This is a genomic window from Exiguobacterium sp. Leaf187 (genome assembly GCF_001423925.1).
GTDB lineage: Bacteria > Bacillota > Bacilli > Exiguobacteriales > Exiguobacteriaceae > Exiguobacterium_A > Exiguobacterium_A indicum.
The window spans coordinates 403,137-422,846 of sequence record NZ_LMPR01000009.1; the positions used below are offsets into that span (position 1 = coordinate 403,137).

A 19,710-nucleotide genomic window follows, 5' to 3' on the forward strand; every position below is an offset into this window, starting at 1 on the left:
TATACTCTTTCCAGTTTCGAATCGTAATCGACGAGCCTACTCGTGCTTTTGCTGAATAACGCCGATGACGATGAATGTACGCAGCGACGAATAGAAGATGGATCTGTCTTCTTGAAAAATCATCTGAAGAATTTCTTTCAACTGCGAGGCAGTTAGGTCTTCCATTAAAAAGCGGATACGGCGTTCTGGTATTGACTGAAAATAGGGTGTTGGCTTCCTGATATCAAGCTCGATCTGGAACTGAGATAAATCAAGCATATAGAAGTCTCCTCATTCTATTAGCGATTTGGTGACGAATAGGGAATGTGACGGATGAAGGCATCCAGCTGAATGTCGAAGTACGCTTCAAGATCGAATCGCAGTTGCCTTTCTAAATCAGACAAGCACGTCACTAAGGTGTCGAGCGGAAAAACAGTGTTCATCCGTTCATCGCCCCAAATCGATTGAATGTTTCCTTGATCAGCAGAAGGGACCATCGATACGATTGCCCTTTCTTCATCATGGTCAAACTCCACCGAATAATAATAAAAGGCAGGAGTACATGAAGGTGTCACCAATCTTTTCCACCGATACAACGATTTATAAAACTCGAAGATGGCTAATGATGTTTCAAGATATAGTGCATGATCAATGATGATTTTGACATTCGCTTCAATCGACAGAATGGTGGGGATGTCTCTTGCTGAAGCATTTGAAATAGCGTTCGGTGAATTTAAAAAATCATATGTACATGTGATTCGAGACATATTTATCACTCCGGTTTAAAAATTGAAATTAGCTGAATACTTTATTTCGTTGCCGAGACGGACGGATCCCTAGAGCAATCGAAGCCCCGATGCAACTAAACAAAAAACCGATGACTAGAGGAAGGGATAGCGTCGATTCACCGATCAATACTGATGCCATACCGCCAATCAATGGGAATAGCGCGACCATATAACCGCTCTTCGCACCACCGATCCGTTCGACGAGTTTCAAATAAAACAGCCACGCAAGAAACGATGCGATCACAGTTAAATACATTAAGGCAGAAAGATACGTCACGCTTGTCGGGAGCGTAAGCGGTGTTCCCTGTAACCAGACGATTGCGCCCATCAGTAGACTCGCGACAGTGAATCCGATCGCATTGGCATGAACCGGATGGATCCGCTGCTTAGCGTTACGCGCTGAACTGGCGTCACCCACTGCCGTTAATAGCGTGCCGACTAGAGCAATCAAGACACCTTTCAGATTGGTCAGTCCATGGATGCTGCTTAGACTCGGAACGAGCAGAACACCGACACCGATGATGCCAAAACATCCGCCGATCCAGACGCGCGCATGGAGCGTCTCTTTTAAAAACAGACGCAGAGCGATTGGTGTCAGAATGACCTTTAGTGAGAAAATCAACGTCACGATGGCAGCAGAACTTAACATCGTCGCGTAATAGAGACATAAGTAACTCAGAGCGAAGTTACAGACACCGAATACGACGATGAAAGGCAGGTCCGTTACGGTAGGTTTGTTCGTTCGTTTAACGAATAACGCGAAGGCGATGAAGAGAAGGGCTGTCATCGCTAATCGATAGGTCAGGGATACTTCCAAGGCGACGGGAGTTCCTTGGATTTTGACAGCAATGAAATTCAGTCCCCAGACGATTAAACAAAATAGATACATGAAATATGTCATAGTTGATCCTCGTTTATGTATTTTTATTTCCAAATCTTTTCCTGTCTATCATCTTAACAAATATGAACGTCTAGAAAGAAGATTCCGTGAAAATCTTATTCTGGCACAAAAAAATCACTGATCGTCTGCAGGCAGTCAGTGATGGGAAACGCTAAATCGAAAAATACAATAAGTTAGAAAATAATCACTTATCGTCAGCTTCGACGATTGATTTTAAAGCTAAGAGTCAATTCCATTTCCGCATAACAATCTCATCAAACGAAATCCCTTGATAGGATACAGCATCAGGAATCGTTTCTACGATGTGAAAGCCAACTTTTTTATACGCAGTGATGGCTCGCTCATTATGCGAAAACACTTCAAGTTCAAGTTGATGAAGTCGAAGTTCCTCGAAACAAAACCGGATGATACACGCGATCGCTTCTGTCCCGTATCCTTGACCGGTCCAGGGGAGGGCACGCATCGAAATACGAAAGCCCGCTTGTTTCAACTCTGCCTCAATGTCTAAAATGGAACATTCACCAATCATTTCACCGGAATTCAAACAGATGGCGAAATCGAAGCGCGATGGATCAGCTTGAATCGAAAGAATGTGCTGTTCGATCTGTTCAATCGAAAACGTTGCTGTCGTACCAGTCAAATAACGTAATGTCTCATCCTGGGTTTGTTCGAATAAGACGTGTGCATCGGTCACGTCAATCGGACGGAGGAAAATTCGTTTTGCGGTCAGGTTCATGATTACCTTCCTTTCTCATGACGAAAGCTTGATCGTTTCGTCCGTTTCCGTCGTAAAATAATGCCGTTTCGTTCGATCCTGGACGATCCAAACGATCCATCCACCGATGATCAGGAAGCTGACTGCAGCGACGGCATACGTCAAGCGGATTGAGGTCTCCGCATAGAAACCGATCAACGCCGTCAAGAGAATGACACCAGCTGACTGGACGACGTGGATACTACTGAGGAATCGTCCCATCGTTTCGACCGGAATGTGCGTTTGAGCGAACGTCATGAAGCCGGTGTTCGCAAACGCAAGGGCGAACGTCAGCAAGAAAAAGCCGATTGCTGCCGTCAGGAACGATGTCGCTGTGGCAAAGATCAAATATCCGATCGGTGTCATCAGTGCTCCAAATTGAATCAAGAAGCGGAGCGACAAGCGACGTGTGAAGGTCGCATTGACGGCAGAACCACAGATGATACCGATTCCGGCGATACTGACGAGAAATCCATACGTACTCTCATCCAGCTGCAGAACAATCGTCGCAAACGAGGCTTCGAGCGAATCGAGCCCGCTCATCAGGACGATCATCAGCGCATAGAAGGCGTAGACGAGCGTGATATAGCGACGCGTCCGTGCAAACTGAAGCGTCTCTTTCCAGTCCGCGAGAATCACTCGGAGTGAGAAGGTGACCGCTGTAGTCGCCGCCAGACGGACGTCAGGCAATACGAACAGTAAGGCTGCAGAACACAACAGCGCTCCCGCATTCAGGATGATTGCCGTCTCCGGAGAACCGATCAAAAATAAGAATCCAGCAATCGACGGTCCGAGAATAAAGCCGGCTGATTGAATAAAGTTCTTCAACGCATTGAACCGTTGGCGACTCGTCTCCGGGACGAGCTTCGTCATGTAGATCAATGACGATGTCTCAAACAGTGTGTTGCCGATGTTCAGGATAAAGACGAGCGCATAGAGGACATACAACGAATCGATCAGTGTCAGTGAAAAGACGAGTCCGGCACGCGAGACGTCAAGCATGACGAGCAAGCGGCGCTGATTGATCCGATCGACGACACTACCGGACCAGAGGCTCGTCAACAGCGCGGAAATCGGCAATAAAATATAGAGAACGGAGACGGCAAACGCTGATCCCGTTCGTTCAAGGACAATTAAATTCAAGGCGATGAAGTAGATCCAAGCACCGACGTTCGAAACACCGACACCAAGTAATAGCAACCCAGGGTATTTCCAATTCGACATATGACACACTCCTTTTTTATTGTGTTTTAAGCCAATAAAAAAATCCCACCTCCAAGACGTTGGTCTTGGGGACGAGACTGTACGTGTCGTGGTGCCACCCCTGTTCGCGAGACCGTCACCGGTATCGCCTTCATCGGTACGACCGTTTTCAAACGGCAAATACCTGAGCTCGATAACGGGAGCACCCGTCACGATATCCCCGATTCGGTTCCACCGTGCTGCTCAGAGGCTTGGTTCGGTCAATGGCTGATGCTCCTTTCCACCAATCGGAGCTCTCTAGGAAAAGCCGAGATGACGTACTGTTCTCTTCGACGCGTTTGAATCATGTAATTTTTACCATCCTATCATGAGTTTCCTGAACCTGTAAATAGGAAATTGAAATGAATCAGTTGACAACGGAAAGAAAGGATTGTAAATTAGGAGCATGAATTTAAATGTTTAAACGTTTAAACGGAGGCGCTATGAGAAAAAATGAACAGGATGTACAAGCTCTAGACGCAGCGGTAGGGTATTTTCAAGATGCGATTCCGATCTTTCAAGTCTTATCGGATGTCAATCGTCAAGCGATCATCATTGAATTGGCACGGTACGATCGTTTGAACGTCAGTCAATTGGATGAAAAAATTTCGTTATCTCGACCAGCGATTTCGCATCACCTGAAAGTATTGCGGGCAGCAGGAATCGTCGCTTCTGAGAAAGTCGGTACGGAGAACTACTATTATCTGACTTTACAAGAAGCGGTCAACGTCTTAAAAACATTGACGGCAGCCATTGAAGAAGATTGTATCCTACGCTGAACGAGGCTCTTTTCTCACACATGAGAAGAGAGTTTGATTTTACACTAAACGTTTAAATGTTTAAACGAAAGAACATAATGAAAGTGAGCGATGAATGATGCAACATCCAACCATGATTTTACAAGATCAAGCCGTAACCGAAGAAGTCTATAGTGGGAAACGTGCGTTCTTTGATGCAGGGAAAACGAAGACGATCGATTTTCGGTTACGTCAGCTCGAACGGCTGGAACAGTTAGTCCGATCAAACGAAGAACGGATTCTCGTAGCATTAGCAAAAGATTTAGGAAAACCGACATTTGAAGCTTACACGTCAGAAATCGGCGTGCTCTATCAAGAGCTACGTGAAGCGAAAAAACAATTGGCGCGCTGGATGGAGCCGAAGCGAGTCGCAACACCACTCGTCCTGCAGCCGTCAAAGAGCTTCATTCGGCACGATCCGCTCGGCGTCGTCTTGATCATCGGACCATGGAATTACCCGTTCCAATTGTTGCTTGCACCCGTCATCGGCGCAATCGCAGCCGGGAATTGCATCGTCTTGAAACCGTCGGATTTGACACCGCATACGTCGGGCTTGATTGCAGAGCTCATCGCAACGACGTTCGATCCAGACTATATCAGTGTCGTCCTCGGTGATGGGGCAGTCGTTGGTGACCAGTTACTCGATCGATTCCGCTTCGACCATGTCTTCTTTACGGGAAGCCCGGGTGTCGGACGACATATCGCCATGAAGACGGCTGCCAAACTGGTACCGGCGACACTTGAGCTTGGCGGGAAGAGTCCCGTCATCGTCGATAAGAGTGCCAATCTGCAGATAACAGCGAAACGGATCGTCTGGTCGAAATTTTTCAATGCTGGTCAAACGTGTGTCTGTCCGGATTATCTGCTCGTTGAAGAGACGGTCAAGGATGCGTTGATCCAGTTGCTAAAAGCAGAAATCAGACGTGCTTTCGGAGCGGATCCACAAATGAGTGAAAGTTATGGACGCATCATCAATGAGCGCCGCGTACACGCTCTGCAACGTCTGATGCAACAAGGCACGATCGTTCACGGAGGACGAATCGATTTAGCGGATCGCTACGTGGAGCCAACATTGCTTGACGCTGTATCGCTTGAGGACGACATCATGAAAGAAGAAATCTTCGGTCCGTTACTTCCGATCGTATCGTTCAGCTCACCGGAACAAGCTGTCTCGATCATTCGCCGCAACCGTTATCCACTCGCCTTATATCTCTATACGGAATCACTGGAGATGGAATCCTACTTCTTGGAGCACGTCGAGTTCGGAGGAGGATGTATCAACAATGGCATGGTGCATCTGATGAACGCTGAACTGCCGTTTGGTGGAGTCGGTAGTAGCGGGATGGGGGCGTATCACGGCAGACACACCTTTGAGACGTTCTCGCATGCGAAGAGCATCGTCAAAACGTCGACGAAACTTGATCCATCGTTACGCTACGCGCCGTACACATCGAAAAAAATGACCATCGCAAAACGTTATTTTGCACGCTAAGTCAAACTACAAAGGAGAATTCACAATGAAACAAAAGAAAACGATCGTCATCACGGGAGCATCTAGCGGAATCGGACGGGCAACCGTCGAACGGTTCAGTCAGGAAGGATGGCAAGTCGCAGCAACGATGCGAAAGCCGGAGACGTCAAGTGACCTCGCCTCATTACCAGGTGTTCGCTTGTATGCACTGGATGTCACGGACGAGAGGAGCATTCGTCTAGCCTTTGAAGCTATCACGAACGATTTCGGTACGATCGACGTCCTTTTGAACAATGCAGGGTACGGTGCGGTCGGCATCTTCGAGGAGGCGACACCGGAGCAAATCAAGCGTCAATTCGATACGAACGTCTTCGGCGTCATGAACGTGACGCGTCAGGCATTGCCGCTCTTTCGAAAACAGCGAAAGGGGAAGATCGTGACCGTGACATCCGTCGGGGGACAAGTCACGTTTCCAATCTATAGCCTGTACCACAGCTCGAAATGGGCTGTCGAGGGATTCATGGAATCGTTGCATTATGAGCTTGCTCCGCTCGGGATCGCCGTCAAACTGATCGAACCAGGACCGATCAAGACCGACTTCTACGGACGGTCGCAAGATCTCGTGCAAACGGACATCGCGGATTACGCCACCTATATGAAAACGGCACTCAAAAATTCGAACGCAGCAGGAGAAGAAGCCGAAGGACCGGAAGTCGTCGCGGGTGCGATTCACCGTGCCGTGATGGATGACTCGAAAAAGATGCGTTATCCTGTCGGTAAGAACGCAGCGAACTTAATTCGATTGAAACGATTTTTGCCGCACGCGGTCTTTTTCCGGATCGTCCGTCGTGTCATCGAAAAAGCATGATTAGTCGAGACTGACGCAAAAAGAATGCGATAAGGGTGGCAGATCATCATTCTGCCATCCTTATTTTTATAGAGACTGACTTTTGAATCAGCCTCGTTAACCGATTGATCCGTTGACAAGCAATCGGTCGATTCATATAGTTTAGTTAACTTAACTATAAGGAAAGGGAGTCTGATTCATGGCAGTGCTGAGGAATCAACGCTTTGTCTTCATGTGGTTGTCCGGTATGACATTAACGCTCGGTTTTGCAATCTTCTTCTTGAGTGTGTCGTGGTTGACGATTGATGTCTTGCGACAGCCCGCTTTGCTTGGTCTGATATTAACTGCCGTGTCGTTGCCCCGAGTCATCATGATGGTGTTTGGTGGCGTGTTCGCGGATCGATTCCAAAAAAGCCGTCTTCTCTTTTGGACGAATCTCGGACAGGCGTTCTTGATGCTCGGTGTCGTTCTTTTACATTACGCTGATGCGTACTCGGTCGGGACACTCTTGTTGATTTCTGTCGTGTTTGGCATTTTGGATGGCATGTCTTATCCTGCTTTATCGTCCTTGTTGCCGTCTCTGGTTCCTGCGTCGCAATTACAGCGGGCGAATTCCTTATTTCAAGGATCACTCGAATTGATGTTCGTCATCGGTCCGTTTCTCGCAGGACTTCTGCTGACGCAAGGGGGATTTGGACTGAGCTTCGGGACAGCGATGATCTTAATCTTTATTGCAGCCGTACTGGTCCTGCCGCGGCTAATTCGCGATCCTATTCCTGATACCTCCGTCCTCTCGATACGTCAGGTCTTACGCGACTTGCGTGAAGGGATTCGATATGTCAAAGAGACGCCCGTCTTACGTGCCGGTACGTTGTCGATTGCCATCGTCAATCTATTCGTCATGGGACCGTTGATCATGAGCATCCCGATTCTCGTCGGCGCAGCGAAAGGGTCAGCAGCGGATCTCAGTCTCATCGAAGGTGGTCTTGCTGTCGGGACATTTGTTGCCAGTGTCGTCGTGTTGTTTCTAAGGTCGATTCATCGCGGTCGGTTCGTCTTTCGTGCGCTGTTTTTGACGTTAGGTGCTTTCTTGCTGTACACCCAGGTGGCATCGATTCCGTTACTTGCTTTCACGGCGGCGATGAGTGGATTTTTGTTGATGCTCGTCTATCTGCCGACCGTGACGATTTTACAGGAGCGGAGTGATCCGGATAAGATCGGACGCGTCATGAGCATCATGGCGCTTGCCGCTTCCGGTCTAGAACCGATTGCGTTCGCGGTCTTATCGCTGCTAGTCGCGATCGAAATTCCTATCCAGTTCCTACTGATTGCGTTCGCAGTGATTGGTGTCGTCTGTGGTCTGTTACTCTATCGCAGAAGTCGAGATTTTCGGAACATTTCATGACAGGAGGAAAACAATGGAAGGATCAAAAAAACAGGACATCTTGACGATGTATCGGCGTATCGATGAACTAGATCTTCAGCTGGCGAAGTTTTTCGCAGCGTTGAATCCGTTTGCTTTGAGTCAACAACAGGAACAGCTACTGCTATTGTTCAAACGAAAAGACTCCTGGACGTCGACGGAAATCGCACGAACGATGGGAATCTCGAAGAGTGCGGTCAGTCAAGTACTCAAGATTTTGGAAGAACGTACATTCATCAAGCGTCGAAAGAATCCAGCAAACTTAAGGGAAAGTTTCATCCAACTCGATACGAATGGGGTAGCCTATTTGCGAAAGATGGATGAGATTGAAGAGCAATTGGCGGAGGAGATGACGACGATTCTTGACGAAATGGAACTGGATATCATCAATCGTTCCCTTGTGCGCATGATTGATCGATTTCAGGAACTCCATCGATCGTAAGTAAACGGATTTTCATAATCAGAACGAATCAAATGGGAAAATCCTGGAATGATTTGTATGATACGCTAAGTCATAAGTGATTCAGAAACACCTTTTATATTGATTCACTGAAAGGAGAATTACAGTGAAATTCTTTATACTTAGCGTATTGCCACTACTTGTCGTACTCAGCACGCCACTCTTCTCGATGACGGAGCCAATCTCACAAACGCTCTACTTTTTGGTAGTGTTCTTACTGACATGTCTGTCGGCGATGATGCTCGTTGAGCGACAACGTTTTTTCAAGCGTCTGAATACAGTACGACCGCTATACGGTATCGTGATCGGAATTCTTGGGCTTGCTAGTTTTATTGGGATACTGATTTGGCTCTCGCCATTTTTGTTGCAGACTGGTCTTGGAGGTCGCATCCTGACGTTCATATTGATGTATCTTGGAATCTTGATTCTTGGTTTCATCACCGGTTGTTTCTTCGAAGGCATTACGCGCCAACCGAAGGATCAATTGATTCGCCCGGTCTTTCTGTTCATCGGGACAGGGTATATAATCTTGACTGTCTTTGGCATTTTGCAACTTTATCACCAAGCAGGATGAAATAACCCCCTTGACGTCATCGTACGTCAAGGGGGTTATTGTTTCACTGCACTTTCAGTAAGAATCCGAATTGTCCGTCTCCTTGTTTCCAGCGCGAGTTTAGTTCGTACGCATAGAGACCAGGTTCTGTCGGGACGTTGAATTGGTCATCTTTCAATACAACAGGAGATTTCTTTTTCTGTTCGTCCCATTGTGTTAGCTTAACTTCTTCTGGATTGCCTGATAATTTGACGCGAACGGATGCGCCGGCAGAAACATTAACTGCTTTTTGTCCATTTGCCATATCGAGTCCATCGCGGTAAATTTTATCACCGCATCGACTGCGAAGTAAGCTATCCCAGCAGTAAGACCCTTGGACGGTCGGAACATCCTTTCCGTTTGCCTCGACTTCGGGATTCGGTGGCGCACCACGGAACGGTTCGAAAACGATGACGCAAACGACGAGGACCAGTAGAACGGCTAATGTTAGACCACGTTTCATGAGACACCCCCGATGGATTTTCTTTATTTTACCAAAATAAATCGAGATAAGTTGAGGTGTCTTTGAAAAAAAGGATATTCATTTCTTAAATTTCGAAATACTTCCGTTCCCTATTATTTTTCAGAAAACAGCTGCAATCGTTTGTTCAACAACTCCGCGACATAAATCGTTCCATCCGAACCGACCGCGATGTCGTGTGCAATCCGGAGTTGTCCCGCTTCTTTGCCCCACGCACCGAATCGTTTCTCAATCTTTCCTTGTTTGTTCAAAATGACGATTTGACTCTGCGCGTTCTTTTTTTGTCCATTTAAATAGTTTCCGCCATCAGCGACGTAGACTTTACCGTTCCTACCGACTTCGATCCCGTACGGTCGACCGAGTTCTTTTGACGACCACGTATCGATGTGTTTGCCGCTTCGATTAAAGATTTGGACCCGGGCGTTGTCCCGGTCCGCCACATAGAGATTCATCTCATCGTCGCTACTGATCCCATGCGGCAGATTAAACTGTCCGTCTTGTTTGCCGAGTTCATTGACTTCCCATTTGACTGTTCCTTTTGGATCGAACATGACGATGCGACTATTCCGATAGCCGTCAGATACGGCGAACGAGCCGTCCTTGAAAACGGTGACGTCTGTCGGACGAGCGAACGTCTTTTCATCTAGCTGTAGCGGGATGCTTGGCAAGACGTTTCGGATACGCAGACCGACTTCCGTGAACGGACCATATGCGTTTCCGAACGTTTGCAAGACTTTACCGGACGCATCGAGCTTGAAGACTTGGTTCAGACTGATGTCGGTAATCCAGATATTGTTTTGGTCATCGACTTCGAGACCGTGCGGTGACTTGAATAGTCCTGCACCTAACCGCTTCTTCACCTGCATCGTCTTTCCGTCGAGCACGATCAATGTCGGTTCTGTGATGTAGGTGTCATCCCCGTATGAATTACTACCTCGGTGTAAATAGTAGACGTCACCGTTCGGAGCAACAGCGACGCCGCTTGCTTCACCGGCAATCGAACGATCGCGCGTTTCTAGTGGCCAAGCGACCTGTCCGCGATACGTCGTATCTTTTGGGATGGGTGGATAGTTGTCTTTCATGACGGGATCTGCGCCACCTCTTGACCAGGAAATACCCAGTACCGTGATGGTTGCTAAAGTCCCTATAAAGATCAATCGTTTTTTCATAAATCGTTCCTCCAGACGTGAATTCGTATCCATATTATATCTAGATATTAAACGAGGACGAATCGTTCTATAGGAGGAGACAGCGGGTTACGGAAGCAGGATATTAAAATCAGGATAGATGGGTAAAGAAGAGAGATATCATATGGAGGGAAGAAAGTGAGGCAAAAACATGAAGGCAGTCACCGTAACGGGGCATGGTGGGCTTGAGCAGCTCGCCTATATCGATCAAGAGACACCACAACCGAAACAAGGCGAGGTACTGATTGAAATCAAAGCTTGCGCCTTGAATAATACAGAAATTTGGATGCGGGAAGGCGCATATGGTGCGGAGAGTGAATCAGGCTGGAAAGCAGAAGGGGTCAAGTTCCCCCGGATTCCCGGTTCAGACATCAGCGGACGGATCGTCGCGGTCGGAGACGGTGTCGCCGAGACGGAAATCGGACGCGACGTCGTCTTGTTCCCGTTCACGGCGAGTGGAGAAATCGCTGACGAACAGAGTGCCGAGGACTTATCGTTCATCGGTTCCGAGTACGACGGCGGATACGCGGAGTATGTCTGCTGGCCGCTCGAACTCTGTTACGACATGCCGCTTGCTTCCTATACGGACAGTGCGGTCTTCTCGGTCAGTGGATTGACGGCGTGGCACATGGTCGAACAACTTGACTTACAACAAGGACAGACGTTACTTGTAACAGGTGCCAGTGGTGGTGTCGGCTCACTCAACGTCCAGATTGCGAAACAGGTCTTCGGCGCCCGTGTCGTCGCACTCGTCGGTGACTTGAAGCTGACGGATCAATTGCAAGAACTCGGGGCGGACCTGGTCGTTTCCTACCGTGAGCCGGACTGGGATCAGCAGGTCATGCAAGAAGTCGGTCCGGTCGATGCGATTCTCGACGTCGTCGGCGATGCCGTGTTCAAACAAGGACTGGATCTGCTAAAGCGCGGCGGAACGTACTGTATATCCGGATCGTCCGGGGGACAGGTGACTTCGCTCGATTTTCGGACGCTTTACTTGAAGCATATCCGTCTACAAGGATCTGTCCTTGGCAATCGCCATGATTATGAGAAATTACTGGAGGCCGTTCGGACGCAGACGATTCATCCCGTCATCGACCGGACGTTCCCGCTCGCTGAAGCGCGAGAAGCCCAAGCGTACTTCAAACAAGCTGGTAAATTCGGCAAGGTCGTCTTGCTACCATAAGAGAAACCGAACAAAACGAGCTATCCTCTTCCTGTGCAGGAAAGGGTAGCTCGTTTTCGTGTCAATTTAAGGACTAGGCAAGATGTAAAAAAACGTGACGATCGAGCTGACAGGCTCCTCTTCCGTATCATCAACCAATTCCTCCTGTGATTCATGAATCGTATACCGGTTGCTCGGAAAGAGTTCCGTTACCCAGGTCGGAACGTGTGAAGCGTGAGGGAACGACTGAATCCGCTCGAGTGGGAATGGGGTTCCGTCCGGGTTCAGCGTGTGGACATGTAGTGCGTCTTGTGAAGCATCCTCGAGGACAATCGTTATGTAAAGCTGATGTTCAATCTGTTTTTCCGCTAGTTTTTGTTGCATGTCCTGCATAGCGCTCAACGCGATCCGAAGATGTGCTTTACGAATGCGCAGACTCGCGTTGCCATGTCCATAAAAGTCAGGGTGCTCGTGCCAGTCGTTAAACCAAACGTCTGAATCAATATAGGCTGGAGAAGAAAAACTGTTGAATTCAAGCTCGAGATTTTTAAAATAACGGCGTTTGCCGCGGAATTTTTTCATGAACGATACACCTTTCGTTAAAGGGATTTTTTTATTTTTCATACGGGAAATAAGACGTAGACACTAAAAATGGGTAAATAAAAATCAATGACTTGAATGGTGCGACTCGTTTTTAAGTGACGAACTGATCGCGCGGACGTTCCCGGTGTCGTAATCGCCACTGCCTTGTTGACAATGGTCTATACGATCGATTACGCCATTATGAATCAGAACATGACCTACGCGTTCGGTGCAGATATCTGTTCCTGATCAACTGTAGTTTTATTTTGATCGCGACGTTGCTCGGTGTCAAATAGCTCCTACGGACGGATTAAAGTTTACAGATCCAGTCATCAAAACGAATCGATTGTTTCCTGATCTCTGACTTGAATCAACTTGATCCTGACCAACTAGAGAAATTGTTCAATGAACGTATGCCGTTATGACGGAACTGAGGAGGAGAGAGCATGCTGGCGTTCTTTATTTTGATCCGAAATTTTTTTCATGTCATTCGTATCTTATTCAAGCAAGAAGAACAGAAGGCATTGATGATCATGGTCGGGGCACTTTTTTTGATTGGAACAGTCTTTTATCACAATGTCGAACAGTTCAGTATTCTGGACGCCTTTTATTTCTCCGTCATGACGCTCGCAACGGTCGGATACGGGGATCTCGTCCCACAGACAGCGTTCGGTAAATTGTTTTCGATCGTGTATGTCATGCTTGGCGTCGGTGTTCTCGGTGCCGTCATCGTGAACGTCAATATGGCATTAAAACAATATCACCGGGAGAAGAAAAAGAAAGAAGAGCAGAAATGAAATCAGATTTGACGCTTTTCTTGCAATGATCCGCGGAGCAATCGTTGAGTTCTATATAGAGGAACTTCTAACGAAACATTTTGGAAATCCTCTCTCATTATACGATAAATAAATTTATGACTTACTAAATTATTCGTTATTTGTCTTATGGATTGAATGAATCTATACTTTTTAGGAAGACCAAGCAAAAGGAGAAACCATATGATTGATTTTGAATGGTATCGCAGTTTCATTCATGTTTACCAACAGCGTTCCGTCTCGGCAGCGGCAAGAATTCGTTTTTTGACGCAACCGGCGGTCAGCCAGCATATCGCGGCACTAGAAGCAGAACTGGAGACATCCTTGTTCATCCGTGCGCCACGGCAAATGATTCCGACGGACGCGGGAACAGCCCTCTATACACAAGTCGTCGGATTGATTGATCGGCTTGAGGAGTTATCGCTTGAGATGAAGTACGAAGCAGGGGAGCAACCTCGTCCGGTCTTGAAGTTCGGGGGACCGACGGAATTCGTCACGCATGGGATCGTACCGAAGCTACCGCTCGACGTCGCACAGTTCACGGTAGTCTTTGATTTGACGGTTCCCTTGTTGCAACGCTTGCTTACGAATGAGCTCGACTTCATCATCGCAACGAAGCGGATCGATGAGCCTGGCGTCCAGTACGTCCCGATCGCTGACGAACGATTCCATTTGATCGCTCCGACTGGCTACGAAGTTCCAGAAGCGGATCTAAAGGAGTGGATGGACCGTCAGCGCTGGATCAGTTACGGACTCGAGCTGCCGATCATTCGTCGGTACTATCAGACGCAGTTCGGAGAACGACCTGGGATCCGTCCGGAAATGATTTTACCGAACGTTGATGCGATACTAAAAGCCATCGAAGCAGGACACGGGATTAGCGTTTTGCCCGATTATCTCGTCGAAGCAGCGGTTAGCGCTGGACGGGTACAACGGATTGCACCGGAACGATTCGCGACGAATCAGTTATATGTCGCCTATCGAACGGACTCGCGCCACGATCCGGTTTTGCAACAGGTGATTAAGGCGTTAAGTTGAATTAAGTTAAAAAAGTCCAATCCACAAGCAAATGCTGAGAGGATTGGACTTTTTTTGTATGAATTACAGATTACTTTGATACGTCATCTAAGAACGTCACGTTTCGATCAACGACGAGATTGGCACTGTCTGCTCGATAGGCTTGATAGTGCGGTGATGCGACATGCTGATCGAAAGCGTCTTGATCACGCCATTGTTCATAAAAGTAGAAGACGTTCGGATTGTCGATGGCGCGATGTGTCTGATACGTCAGGCACCCTTCTTCTGCACGCGAAGGTACGATCACACCTTCGATGATAGAAGCGAGCTGTTCACCTTGATTCGGATGCGCTTCGATTCGGGCAATCAGTTGAATCATCGATAGAACCTCCTATGAAAAGAGATCCTTCATCCAAAGGATCCCTTGTTTTGATTAGTTGAGTGTATTGATGACGGCTTTCGCGACCGCAATCGTAGATTGTGGATTTTGACCCGTGACAAGGTTTCCGTCGACTTGGACGTTTTCCGTGAAGTTGTCAGCCGTGATGATATTCGCACCGAGTTCACGAAGACGTGTCTCGAGCAAGAATGGCATGTAGACGTCAAGACCTGTCGCGCGTTCTTCTTCATCCGTGAACGTTGCGATCGTCTTTCCAGCGACGAGTGGTGTTCCGTCTGAGAGTGTCGCACTGACGAGTCCAGCGGGTCCGTGGCAGACCGCAGCGACCGTCTTATTCGCTTCAAACAATGTCCGAAGAGCGTTGTTCAAGGCATCACTTTGTGGCAAGTCGAACATCGTACCGTGTCCACCTGGCATGAAGATTGCATCGAATGCTGAGAAATCCTGGATTGCTTTTAAATCAAGTGTCTCTTTCAAGAGTGGAGCTGTCGCTTGAATCTCAGCTGGGACTTCGTCTTCAAGGCTCCGAGCGTCGATTGGTGATTCGCCGCCGTTCGGGCTTGCGACCGTTACCGTATATCCTGCGTTCTTGAATTCGATGTACGCTTCCGCGAACTCAGACAACCAAAGTCCAGTTGCGTGACCTTCCTTCATTTCTTTTGCGTTCGTGACGACCATTAAGATGTGTTTACTCATGATATGTTCCTCCTTTTTCGTTTGCCGATTGGCTACGTGATTAGAATACGCCCGCATGAATCAAAAAACAAATTAATAAAAATGAGCTTATCGATAAATAAATTTATACATAAAATAACCAGATGATTAGCACCATCTGGTTGATCATGTTTCGGACGAGGGACGTAAAAGTGTCGTCCAATAATACATCCCCTGAAAGAGGATTAGAAGTAAGGTCAGGAGCATCACGAGTAGCAACAAGAGGGGAGGGAGAATGAAGAAACTTCCGATGAGTAGGCATGTCAGCAAGAGACGGAGTTGGAGGAAGCGTCTCGTCATTCGAACAGACACGGTATCTTTTTGGCCAGTCAATCCGATACCACCGGTCGTCCAAATGAACAGCAGAGTCGCGCTGAAAAAGAGCAGAACAGCATCCGGATCAGTTGCGACATAACCTGAAAAAGCGCTACGGACGAGCAATAAAGATATCACGATACCAAGGTTCCACATTCCCCACCAATAGACGTGCCAGGCGGTCGGATGATACAGGCGGTAGATGACTTGATCGTAGTAGATCCAAAAACAGCAGACGAGATAGAGGAAGAGTAAGAACGGGAACAATAAATCTTCTCCTGCTGCCAGCAAGTCGATCACGCCAAGGACACCTTCTCCAAGGACAAGCATCGTGAACAAGCCAAACCGCTCAGGCAAGTGATTGCGTGTCAACTCGGGAAGTTGTTCGTGAGCACGTAACGTCCACAGCGTCTGAAATAACTCAATGAGTAAAGCAAGCAGGACGAGCGGTAAAAATGCAACCCAATAACTGAATGTGACGAGGAGCATCGCGGTGCCATGTCCGAGCAATAAAATACGGAAGGTTCTTCTTTGTGCCTCTTCCGTCATTCGGACAGTACCCCACATGAATAAGAGCCAAAGACGTGAGAGGATAAAGCTTAGGACGAACCAGCCGACATGTCCTTCGACGACATGGTGAACAGAGTAAGCGAACAAGCCAATCGGCATCATCAAGGCGATCAAGAGAAGACGATGGCGGCTTGTATTTTCCTCATAGCGATCGGAATAGAACGTCGTACTCCGCCAGACGATCCAAGGTGCGATGAAAAATACCAAGAAGAGTAGAAGCGTCGACATGATGCCTTCGGATAGATGCGCTTCAACGAAATGAATCGCTTCGACGAGAGAAGCGATGAAAACGAGATCAAAGAACAGTTCAATCCACGACGCCTGTCGGTGCCCAGTCGTCGTATGAATCGTTGGTCGTGACCATTCGTGCATGTTCAGACCCCCTTATGCTTCAAGCAATTCGATGACACGCATTGCGACTTCCTGTCCCGATTCTTGCTGTTGCCCGGTGATGAGATGTCCATCGACGACTGAAAACGGTGTCCACGGGGAGGCGGAGACGAACACCGCACCAAGACGCTTCGCTTCCTCCTCGATGCGAAACGGCATGACACGCATGCCTGTTGCTTGATCAGCTAGAGTTTCTTCCGCGTTCGTAAAGCCGGTCATGCGTTTGTCTTTGACGAACGGGCGCGCGCCATCCTTTAGATAAAGTAATAGACTCGTACCGTGACATAGTGCCGCTGATGGTTTTCCTGCACCATAAAAGGCGAGAAAGGCTTCATGGAGTGAAGTGGCTTGTTCAAACGTAAACATCGGGGCTTGACCACCAGCGACGAGAATGGCATCAAATCCGGTGAGGTCCAGATCATCGATGCGCGGTGTCGTTGACAGGCGTGTCAAAAATTCAGGGTTATCCCGATACGACAGTGAGAGCTGATCATGAGCCGAGTAACCGCTTGGATCAGTAGGATCACTGAGTGCATCCCAGTCAACTTTACCGCCATCTGGACTTGCAATCGTTACGTGATACCCGTGTTTTTGAAACGTTTCCAGCGGATGGGTCAACTCTGATAACCAAAACCCGACCGGCCATTGTGTTGTCGATGAGACGGTTGGATTCGAGACGACGAGTAAGATCGTTTTCATGAAAAAATCCTCCTGTTCGTGGTGTGATGGATGACTTAATGTCATCGTATCAAACACGTTCAGAAGGACAAGTACGCACATTAAGGTGAGTGGGGTGCTTTATACTGCATTCCCCATTGTTGCAAGGCACGTAGAATCGGCTCGAGGTCACGTCCCTGATCCGTCAGACCGTATTCGACGTGCGGTGGGTTCTCATGATAGTCGTGACGGAAGATGAATCGTTCCTCTTCAAGCACCTTTAACGTATCCGATAAGACTTTATGGCTGATGCCGGGAACGAGACGTTTCAATTCACCATACCGACGATTTTTTAAGAACAGTTGCCATAAGACTAACACTTTCCACTTGCCCATCAAGACGGTCATGCTGAGCTGGACCGGACAGTCGAATTCACGTGTCTGGTAGAGAAAACGTGCCATGTGAGACCTCACTTTCGGATGGGAACTTGAAGTGTCTGTTCGATGAGAGATGCCGTCGCCTTTGCTAATGCTTCATCGGATAAGGTGCGGACGCCGGACAAAATGTACGGGGGTAAAAACGTCATCCCCGTCAAATTCGCCATCGCTTGAAACGGTGTCGTCAATTGATCAAACGTGAAGCGATTTAAACCCGACGGTTGGTAAGCTTCCGCTGGACCGCCCGTTGAAAAAGCGAGTAACAGTTCCTTCCCATGCAATCGTGTACCAGCTTGACCATAAGCCCAGCCGTAAGCAAGTACCTCGTCTTGCCATAGTTTCAGTAAAGCGGGGCTGCTATACCAAAAGAACGGAAACTGGAGTACGATCCGGTCGTGTGCCATCAATAACTCTTGTTCCCGTTTTACATCAATCTTAAAATCGGGATAGGCGGCGTACAAATCATGAACCATCACGTTTTCTTGCTGTTGAAACGCGTGCATCCACGTTCGATTGATACGAGAGTTTGTTAGATCCGGATGGGCGACGATAACGAGTGTCTTCATTGTTGTTCCTCCTTGTAAATGCGTTCGATAGCTCGATCTTGACGAAGCTCATGTAAGGCTTGCGCGATATGCTGTGGTGCAAAGTAGGTTCCTTCTTTGACGAAACCGGCGATCGTCAACGTTCCGACATGGATCGATTGTTCCTTCAACTCGTCATGCAAGCTATACGCTAGATTTCGGAGTGCCGCTTTACCGAGCGATAAAGAAGCGACTTCGGCAACAGGTGAGAGCGCAAGTCCACCACCTGTCAGCAGGATCGATGCGTCAGGTGATAAGTACGGGAGTGCTGCATTGACGCTGTTGAGTGCACCGATGACATTGACTTCGAAGTCCGCGCGTAAATTTTCTGCGCGTAACACTGTTGGACGACCTGGCGTGTTAGCTAGCGCATTATAAAGCAGGACATCAATCGAGCCATGAATCTGTTTAATGACTTCAAATTGCGCCGCAAGCGAGACGGTAGTTCGTACATCCGCGACATGAGCGGTCGCATCGTATCCTTGATCTGTCAGGCGAGTGACGAGTGATTGAAGACGTTGTTCATCCCGCGCCATCAGTGCGATGCGATAGCCGTCCTGTGCGAAACGAAGTGCCGTATGATATCCGATTCCGGGACCGGCGCCAATGATTACTATGGTCTGTTGTGTAGTCATGAAAACACTCCTCAATAGTTGTATATACAAACGTTAGGCCAAAAAAACTCAAGCACGCTCAAGTTTTTCATTTGCATCCCGAAGTGATTTGCTCAGTTGCTTACTCTCGTCCTTGCCAAGAATCGCCGCATAATCAGCGAATAACTGCTTCAACGATTGACGAAACGAGCCGTAAACTTCTTCCCCCTCTGTCGTCAAGCGGACGTGAGATTGTTTCCCGCGTGACGTACGATGAATCCATCCGAGTGCTTCGAGTTTGTCTAAGAACCGTGTGCTCGTTGAGGGTGCGAGTGATAAGCGCTGACTCAATTCCTTTTGTGTGATGTCTGGATGGAAATGGACGACGAGCATCATGTAGTAATAAGAGGGTGCGAGCTCACCATCGATGGCTTGATCAGCCAATTTTGCGATATTACGGGCAAAGCGGCTCGATGTGAAATAGAGACAGTAGGTCAATAAGTCTTCCTCTTCCTGAATCAATGACATGAATCATGCTCCTTCCATAACGTT

At 48.0% G+C, this 19,710-nt stretch carries 25 protein-coding genes; 9 read left to right on the forward strand and 16 right to left on the reverse strand.

The window, feature by feature from the left end; all coding sequences use genetic code 11:
* Positions 1-36: 36 nt before the first annotated feature.
* From ASF99_RS06090 to ASF99_RS06110, 5 genes are all read right to left on the reverse strand, one after another.
* Entirely contained in the window at positions 37-258 is a 222-nt protein-coding gene (locus ASF99_RS06090; protein ID WP_055967762.1) for a hypothetical protein, read from the reverse strand.
* Between the two features lie 20 nt (positions 259-278).
* Positions 279-746, reverse strand: a complete 468-nt coding sequence (locus tag ASF99_RS06095) for a DUF7878 domain-containing protein (RefSeq protein ID WP_055967764.1) — start codon at positions 744-746, stop codon at positions 279-281.
* Positions 747-774: 28 nt separating this feature from the next.
* A complete protein-coding gene (locus tag ASF99_RS06100) occupies positions 775-1,668 on the reverse strand; it encodes a DMT family transporter (RefSeq protein WP_055967768.1) in 894 nt (297 codons plus the stop codon).
* A 226-nt stretch (positions 1,669-1,894) separates the two neighbouring features.
* Positions 1,895-2,404 carry a GNAT family N-acetyltransferase gene (locus ASF99_RS06105; RefSeq protein WP_055967770.1) on the reverse strand — a complete coding sequence of 170 codons (510 nt, stop codon included), beginning with the start codon at positions 2,402-2,404 and terminating at the stop codon, positions 1,895-1,897.
* Between the two features lie 15 nt (positions 2,405-2,419).
* A complete protein-coding gene (locus ASF99_RS06110; RefSeq protein WP_055967773.1) occupies positions 2,420-3,646 on the reverse strand; it encodes an MFS transporter in 1,227 nt (408 codons plus the stop codon).
* Positions 3,647-4,080: 434 nt separating this feature from the next.
* Here ASF99_RS06110 and ASF99_RS06115 point away from each other — a divergent pair, with 434 nt between their 5' ends.
* The 6 genes from ASF99_RS06115 (at position 4,081) to ASF99_RS06140 (ending at position 9,236) form a co-directional block, all read left to right on the forward strand.
* Positions 4,081-4,443, forward strand: a complete 363-nt coding sequence (locus tag ASF99_RS06115) for an ArsR/SmtB family transcription factor (protein ID WP_023468128.1) — start codon at positions 4,081-4,083, stop codon at positions 4,441-4,443.
* Positions 4,444-4,540: 97 nt separating this feature from the next.
* A complete protein-coding gene (locus tag ASF99_RS06120) occupies positions 4,541-5,953 on the forward strand; it encodes an aldehyde dehydrogenase (protein ID WP_235515876.1) in 1,413 nt (470 codons plus the stop codon).
* Positions 5,954-5,978: 25 nt separating this feature from the next.
* Positions 5,979-6,800 carry an SDR family oxidoreductase gene (locus tag ASF99_RS06125; RefSeq protein WP_055967774.1) on the forward strand — a complete coding sequence of 274 codons (822 nt, stop codon included), beginning with the start codon at positions 5,979-5,981 and terminating at the stop codon, positions 6,798-6,800.
* Positions 6,801-6,978: 178 nt separating this feature from the next.
* A complete protein-coding gene (locus ASF99_RS06130) occupies positions 6,979-8,184 on the forward strand; it encodes an MFS transporter (RefSeq protein WP_035397645.1) in 1,206 nt (401 codons plus the stop codon).
* A gap of 13 nt (positions 8,185-8,197) precedes the next feature.
* Positions 8,198-8,644, forward strand: a complete 447-nt coding sequence (locus ASF99_RS06135) for a MarR family winged helix-turn-helix transcriptional regulator (protein ID WP_035397643.1) — start codon at positions 8,198-8,200, stop codon at positions 8,642-8,644.
* 124 nt (positions 8,645-8,768) lie between these two features.
* Positions 8,769-9,236 carry a hypothetical protein gene (locus tag ASF99_RS06140; protein WP_023468133.1) on the forward strand — a complete coding sequence of 156 codons (468 nt, stop codon included), beginning with the start codon at positions 8,769-8,771 and terminating at the stop codon, positions 9,234-9,236.
* A 43-nt stretch (positions 9,237-9,279) separates the two neighbouring features.
* Here the strand turns inward: ASF99_RS06140 and ASF99_RS06145 are convergent, their stop codons facing one another.
* Positions 9,280-9,717, reverse strand: a complete 438-nt coding sequence (locus tag ASF99_RS06145; RefSeq protein ID WP_055967776.1) for a hypothetical protein — start codon at positions 9,715-9,717, stop codon at positions 9,280-9,282.
* A gap of 113 nt (positions 9,718-9,830) precedes the next feature.
* Positions 9,831-10,904: a peptidyl-alpha-hydroxyglycine alpha-amidating lyase family protein gene (locus ASF99_RS06150; protein ID WP_055967780.1), complete on the reverse strand. Its 1,074-nt coding sequence runs from the start codon at positions 10,902-10,904 to the stop codon at positions 9,831-9,833.
* 169 nt (positions 10,905-11,073) lie between these two features.
* Here ASF99_RS06150 and ASF99_RS06155 point away from each other — a divergent pair, with 169 nt between their 5' ends.
* Entirely contained in the window at positions 11,074-12,105 is a 1,032-nt protein-coding gene (locus ASF99_RS06155; protein WP_055967783.1) for a zinc-binding dehydrogenase, read from the forward strand.
* Positions 12,106-12,171: 66 nt separating this feature from the next.
* On the opposite strand, the gene ASF99_RS06160 is transcribed toward ASF99_RS06155, so the two are convergent.
* Positions 12,172-12,666, reverse strand: a complete 495-nt coding sequence (locus ASF99_RS06160; protein ID WP_055967786.1) for a hypothetical protein — start codon at positions 12,664-12,666, stop codon at positions 12,172-12,174.
* A gap of 446 nt (positions 12,667-13,112) precedes the next feature.
* Between ASF99_RS06160 and ASF99_RS06165 the strand changes: the two genes are divergently transcribed.
* Both ASF99_RS06165 and ASF99_RS06170 read left to right on the forward strand, forming a co-directional pair.
* On the forward strand, positions 13,113-13,463 hold the full coding sequence (locus ASF99_RS06165) for a potassium channel family protein (protein WP_055967789.1): 351 nt from the start codon (positions 13,113-13,115) through the stop codon (positions 13,461-13,463).
* A gap of 201 nt (positions 13,464-13,664) precedes the next feature.
* Positions 13,665-14,519, forward strand: a complete 855-nt coding sequence (locus ASF99_RS06170; protein ID WP_055967792.1) for a LysR family transcriptional regulator — start codon at positions 13,665-13,667, stop codon at positions 14,517-14,519.
* A gap of 70 nt (positions 14,520-14,589) precedes the next feature.
* Here ASF99_RS06170 and ASF99_RS06175 read toward each other — a convergent pair whose 3' ends face one another.
* The 8 genes from ASF99_RS06175 to ASF99_RS06210 form a co-directional block, all read right to left on the reverse strand.
* Positions 14,590-14,877, reverse strand: coding sequence for a putative quinol monooxygenase (locus ASF99_RS06175; RefSeq protein ID WP_023468140.1), 288 nt, complete (start codon positions 14,875-14,877; stop codon positions 14,590-14,592).
* Positions 14,878-14,931: 54 nt separating this feature from the next.
* Positions 14,932-15,594, reverse strand: coding sequence for a type 1 glutamine amidotransferase domain-containing protein (locus ASF99_RS06180; protein ID WP_023468141.1), 663 nt, complete (start codon positions 15,592-15,594; stop codon positions 14,932-14,934).
* A gap of 144 nt (positions 15,595-15,738) precedes the next feature.
* On the reverse strand, positions 15,739-16,869 hold the full coding sequence (locus ASF99_RS06185; RefSeq protein ID WP_055967795.1) for a low temperature requirement protein A: 1,131 nt from the start codon (positions 16,867-16,869) through the stop codon (positions 15,739-15,741).
* A 12-nt stretch (positions 16,870-16,881) separates the two neighbouring features.
* A complete protein-coding gene (locus tag ASF99_RS06190) occupies positions 16,882-17,586 on the reverse strand; it encodes a type 1 glutamine amidotransferase domain-containing protein (RefSeq protein ID WP_082487048.1) in 705 nt (234 codons plus the stop codon).
* Positions 17,587-17,666: 80 nt separating this feature from the next.
* Positions 17,667-18,005, reverse strand: coding sequence for a winged helix-turn-helix transcriptional regulator (locus ASF99_RS06195; RefSeq protein WP_023468144.1), 339 nt, complete (start codon positions 18,003-18,005; stop codon positions 17,667-17,669).
* Between the two features lie 8 nt (positions 18,006-18,013).
* Entirely contained in the window at positions 18,014-18,547 is a 534-nt protein-coding gene (locus ASF99_RS06200; RefSeq protein ID WP_035397624.1) for an NAD(P)H-dependent oxidoreductase, read from the reverse strand.
* On the reverse strand, positions 18,544-19,200 hold the full coding sequence (locus ASF99_RS06205) for an SDR family NAD(P)-dependent oxidoreductase (protein ID WP_035397622.1): 657 nt from the start codon (positions 19,198-19,200) through the stop codon (positions 18,544-18,546). The genes ASF99_RS06200 and ASF99_RS06205 overlap by 4 nt, the downstream gene beginning before the upstream one ends.
* A gap of 48 nt (positions 19,201-19,248) precedes the next feature.
* Positions 19,249-19,686, reverse strand: coding sequence for a MarR family winged helix-turn-helix transcriptional regulator (locus tag ASF99_RS06210; RefSeq protein WP_023468147.1), 438 nt, complete (start codon positions 19,684-19,686; stop codon positions 19,249-19,251).
* Positions 19,687-19,710: the final 24 nt, after the last annotated feature.

Excerpts from the sequence above, each read along its gene's own strand:
- ASF99_RS06200 (WP_035397624.1), bottom strand. The coding sequence starts at position 18,547 with ATGAAGACACTCGTTATCGTCGCCCATCCGGATCTAACAAACTCTCGT.
- ASF99_RS06155 (WP_055967783.1), top strand. The coding sequence starts at position 11,074 with ATGAAGGCAGTCACCGTAACGGGGCATGGTGGGCTTGAGCAGCTCGCC.
- ASF99_RS06165 (WP_055967789.1), top strand. The coding sequence starts at position 13,113 with ATGCTGGCGTTCTTTATTTTGATCCGAAATTTTTTTCATGTCATTCGT.
- ASF99_RS06130 (WP_035397645.1), top strand. The coding sequence starts at position 6,979 with ATGGCAGTGCTGAGGAATCAACGCTTTGTCTTCATGTGGTTGTCCGGT.
- ASF99_RS06090 (WP_055967762.1), bottom strand. The coding sequence starts at position 258 with ATGCTTGATTTATCTCAGTTCCAGATCGAGCTTGATATCAGGAAGCCA.
- ASF99_RS06195 (WP_023468144.1), bottom strand. The coding sequence starts at position 18,005 with ATGGCACGTTTTCTCTACCAGACACGTGAATTCGACTGTCCGGTCCAG.
- ASF99_RS06095 (WP_055967764.1), bottom strand. The coding sequence starts at position 746 with ATGTCTCGAATCACATGTACATATGATTTTTTAAATTCACCGAACGCT.
- ASF99_RS06185 (WP_055967795.1), bottom strand. The coding sequence starts at position 16,869 with ATGCACGAATGGTCACGACCAACGATTCATACGACGACTGGGCACCGA.
- ASF99_RS06160 (WP_055967786.1), bottom strand. The coding sequence starts at position 12,666 with ATGAAAAAATTCCGCGGCAAACGCCGTTATTTTAAAAATCTCGAGCTT.
- ASF99_RS06120 (WP_235515876.1), top strand. The coding sequence starts at position 4,541 with ATGCAACATCCAACCATGATTTTACAAGATCAAGCCGTAACCGAAGAA.
- ASF99_RS06205 (WP_035397622.1), bottom strand. The coding sequence starts at position 19,200 with ATGACTACACAACAGACCATAGTAATCATTGGCGCCGGTCCCGGAATC.
- ASF99_RS06110 (WP_055967773.1), bottom strand. The coding sequence starts at position 3,646 with ATGTCGAATTGGAAATACCCTGGGTTGCTATTACTTGGTGTCGGTGTT.
- ASF99_RS06135 (WP_035397643.1), top strand. The coding sequence starts at position 8,198 with ATGGAAGGATCAAAAAAACAGGACATCTTGACGATGTATCGGCGTATC.
- ASF99_RS06115 (WP_023468128.1), top strand. The coding sequence starts at position 4,081 with ATGTTTAAACGTTTAAACGGAGGCGCTATGAGAAAAAATGAACAGGAT.
- ASF99_RS06210 (WP_023468147.1), bottom strand. The coding sequence starts at position 19,686 with ATGTCATTGATTCAGGAAGAGGAAGACTTATTGACCTACTGTCTCTAT.
- ASF99_RS06180 (WP_023468141.1), bottom strand. The coding sequence starts at position 15,594 with ATGAGTAAACACATCTTAATGGTCGTCACGAACGCAAAAGAAATGAAG.
- ASF99_RS06150 (WP_055967780.1), bottom strand. The coding sequence starts at position 10,904 with ATGAAAAAACGATTGATCTTTATAGGGACTTTAGCAACCATCACGGTA.
- ASF99_RS06145 (WP_055967776.1), bottom strand. The coding sequence starts at position 9,717 with ATGAAACGTGGTCTAACATTAGCCGTTCTACTGGTCCTCGTCGTTTGC.
- ASF99_RS06175 (WP_023468140.1), bottom strand. The coding sequence starts at position 14,877 with ATGATTCAACTGATTGCCCGAATCGAAGCGCATCCGAATCAAGGTGAA.
- ASF99_RS06100 (WP_055967768.1), bottom strand. The coding sequence starts at position 1,668 with ATGACATATTTCATGTATCTATTTTGTTTAATCGTCTGGGGACTGAAT.
- ASF99_RS06170 (WP_055967792.1), top strand. The coding sequence starts at position 13,665 with ATGATTGATTTTGAATGGTATCGCAGTTTCATTCATGTTTACCAACAG.
- ASF99_RS06125 (WP_055967774.1), top strand. The coding sequence starts at position 5,979 with ATGAAACAAAAGAAAACGATCGTCATCACGGGAGCATCTAGCGGAATC.
- ASF99_RS06190 (WP_082487048.1), bottom strand. The coding sequence starts at position 17,586 with ATGAAAACGATCTTACTCGTCGTCTCGAATCCAACCGTCTCATCGACA.
- ASF99_RS06105 (WP_055967770.1), bottom strand. The coding sequence starts at position 2,404 with ATGAACCTGACCGCAAAACGAATTTTCCTCCGTCCGATTGACGTGACC.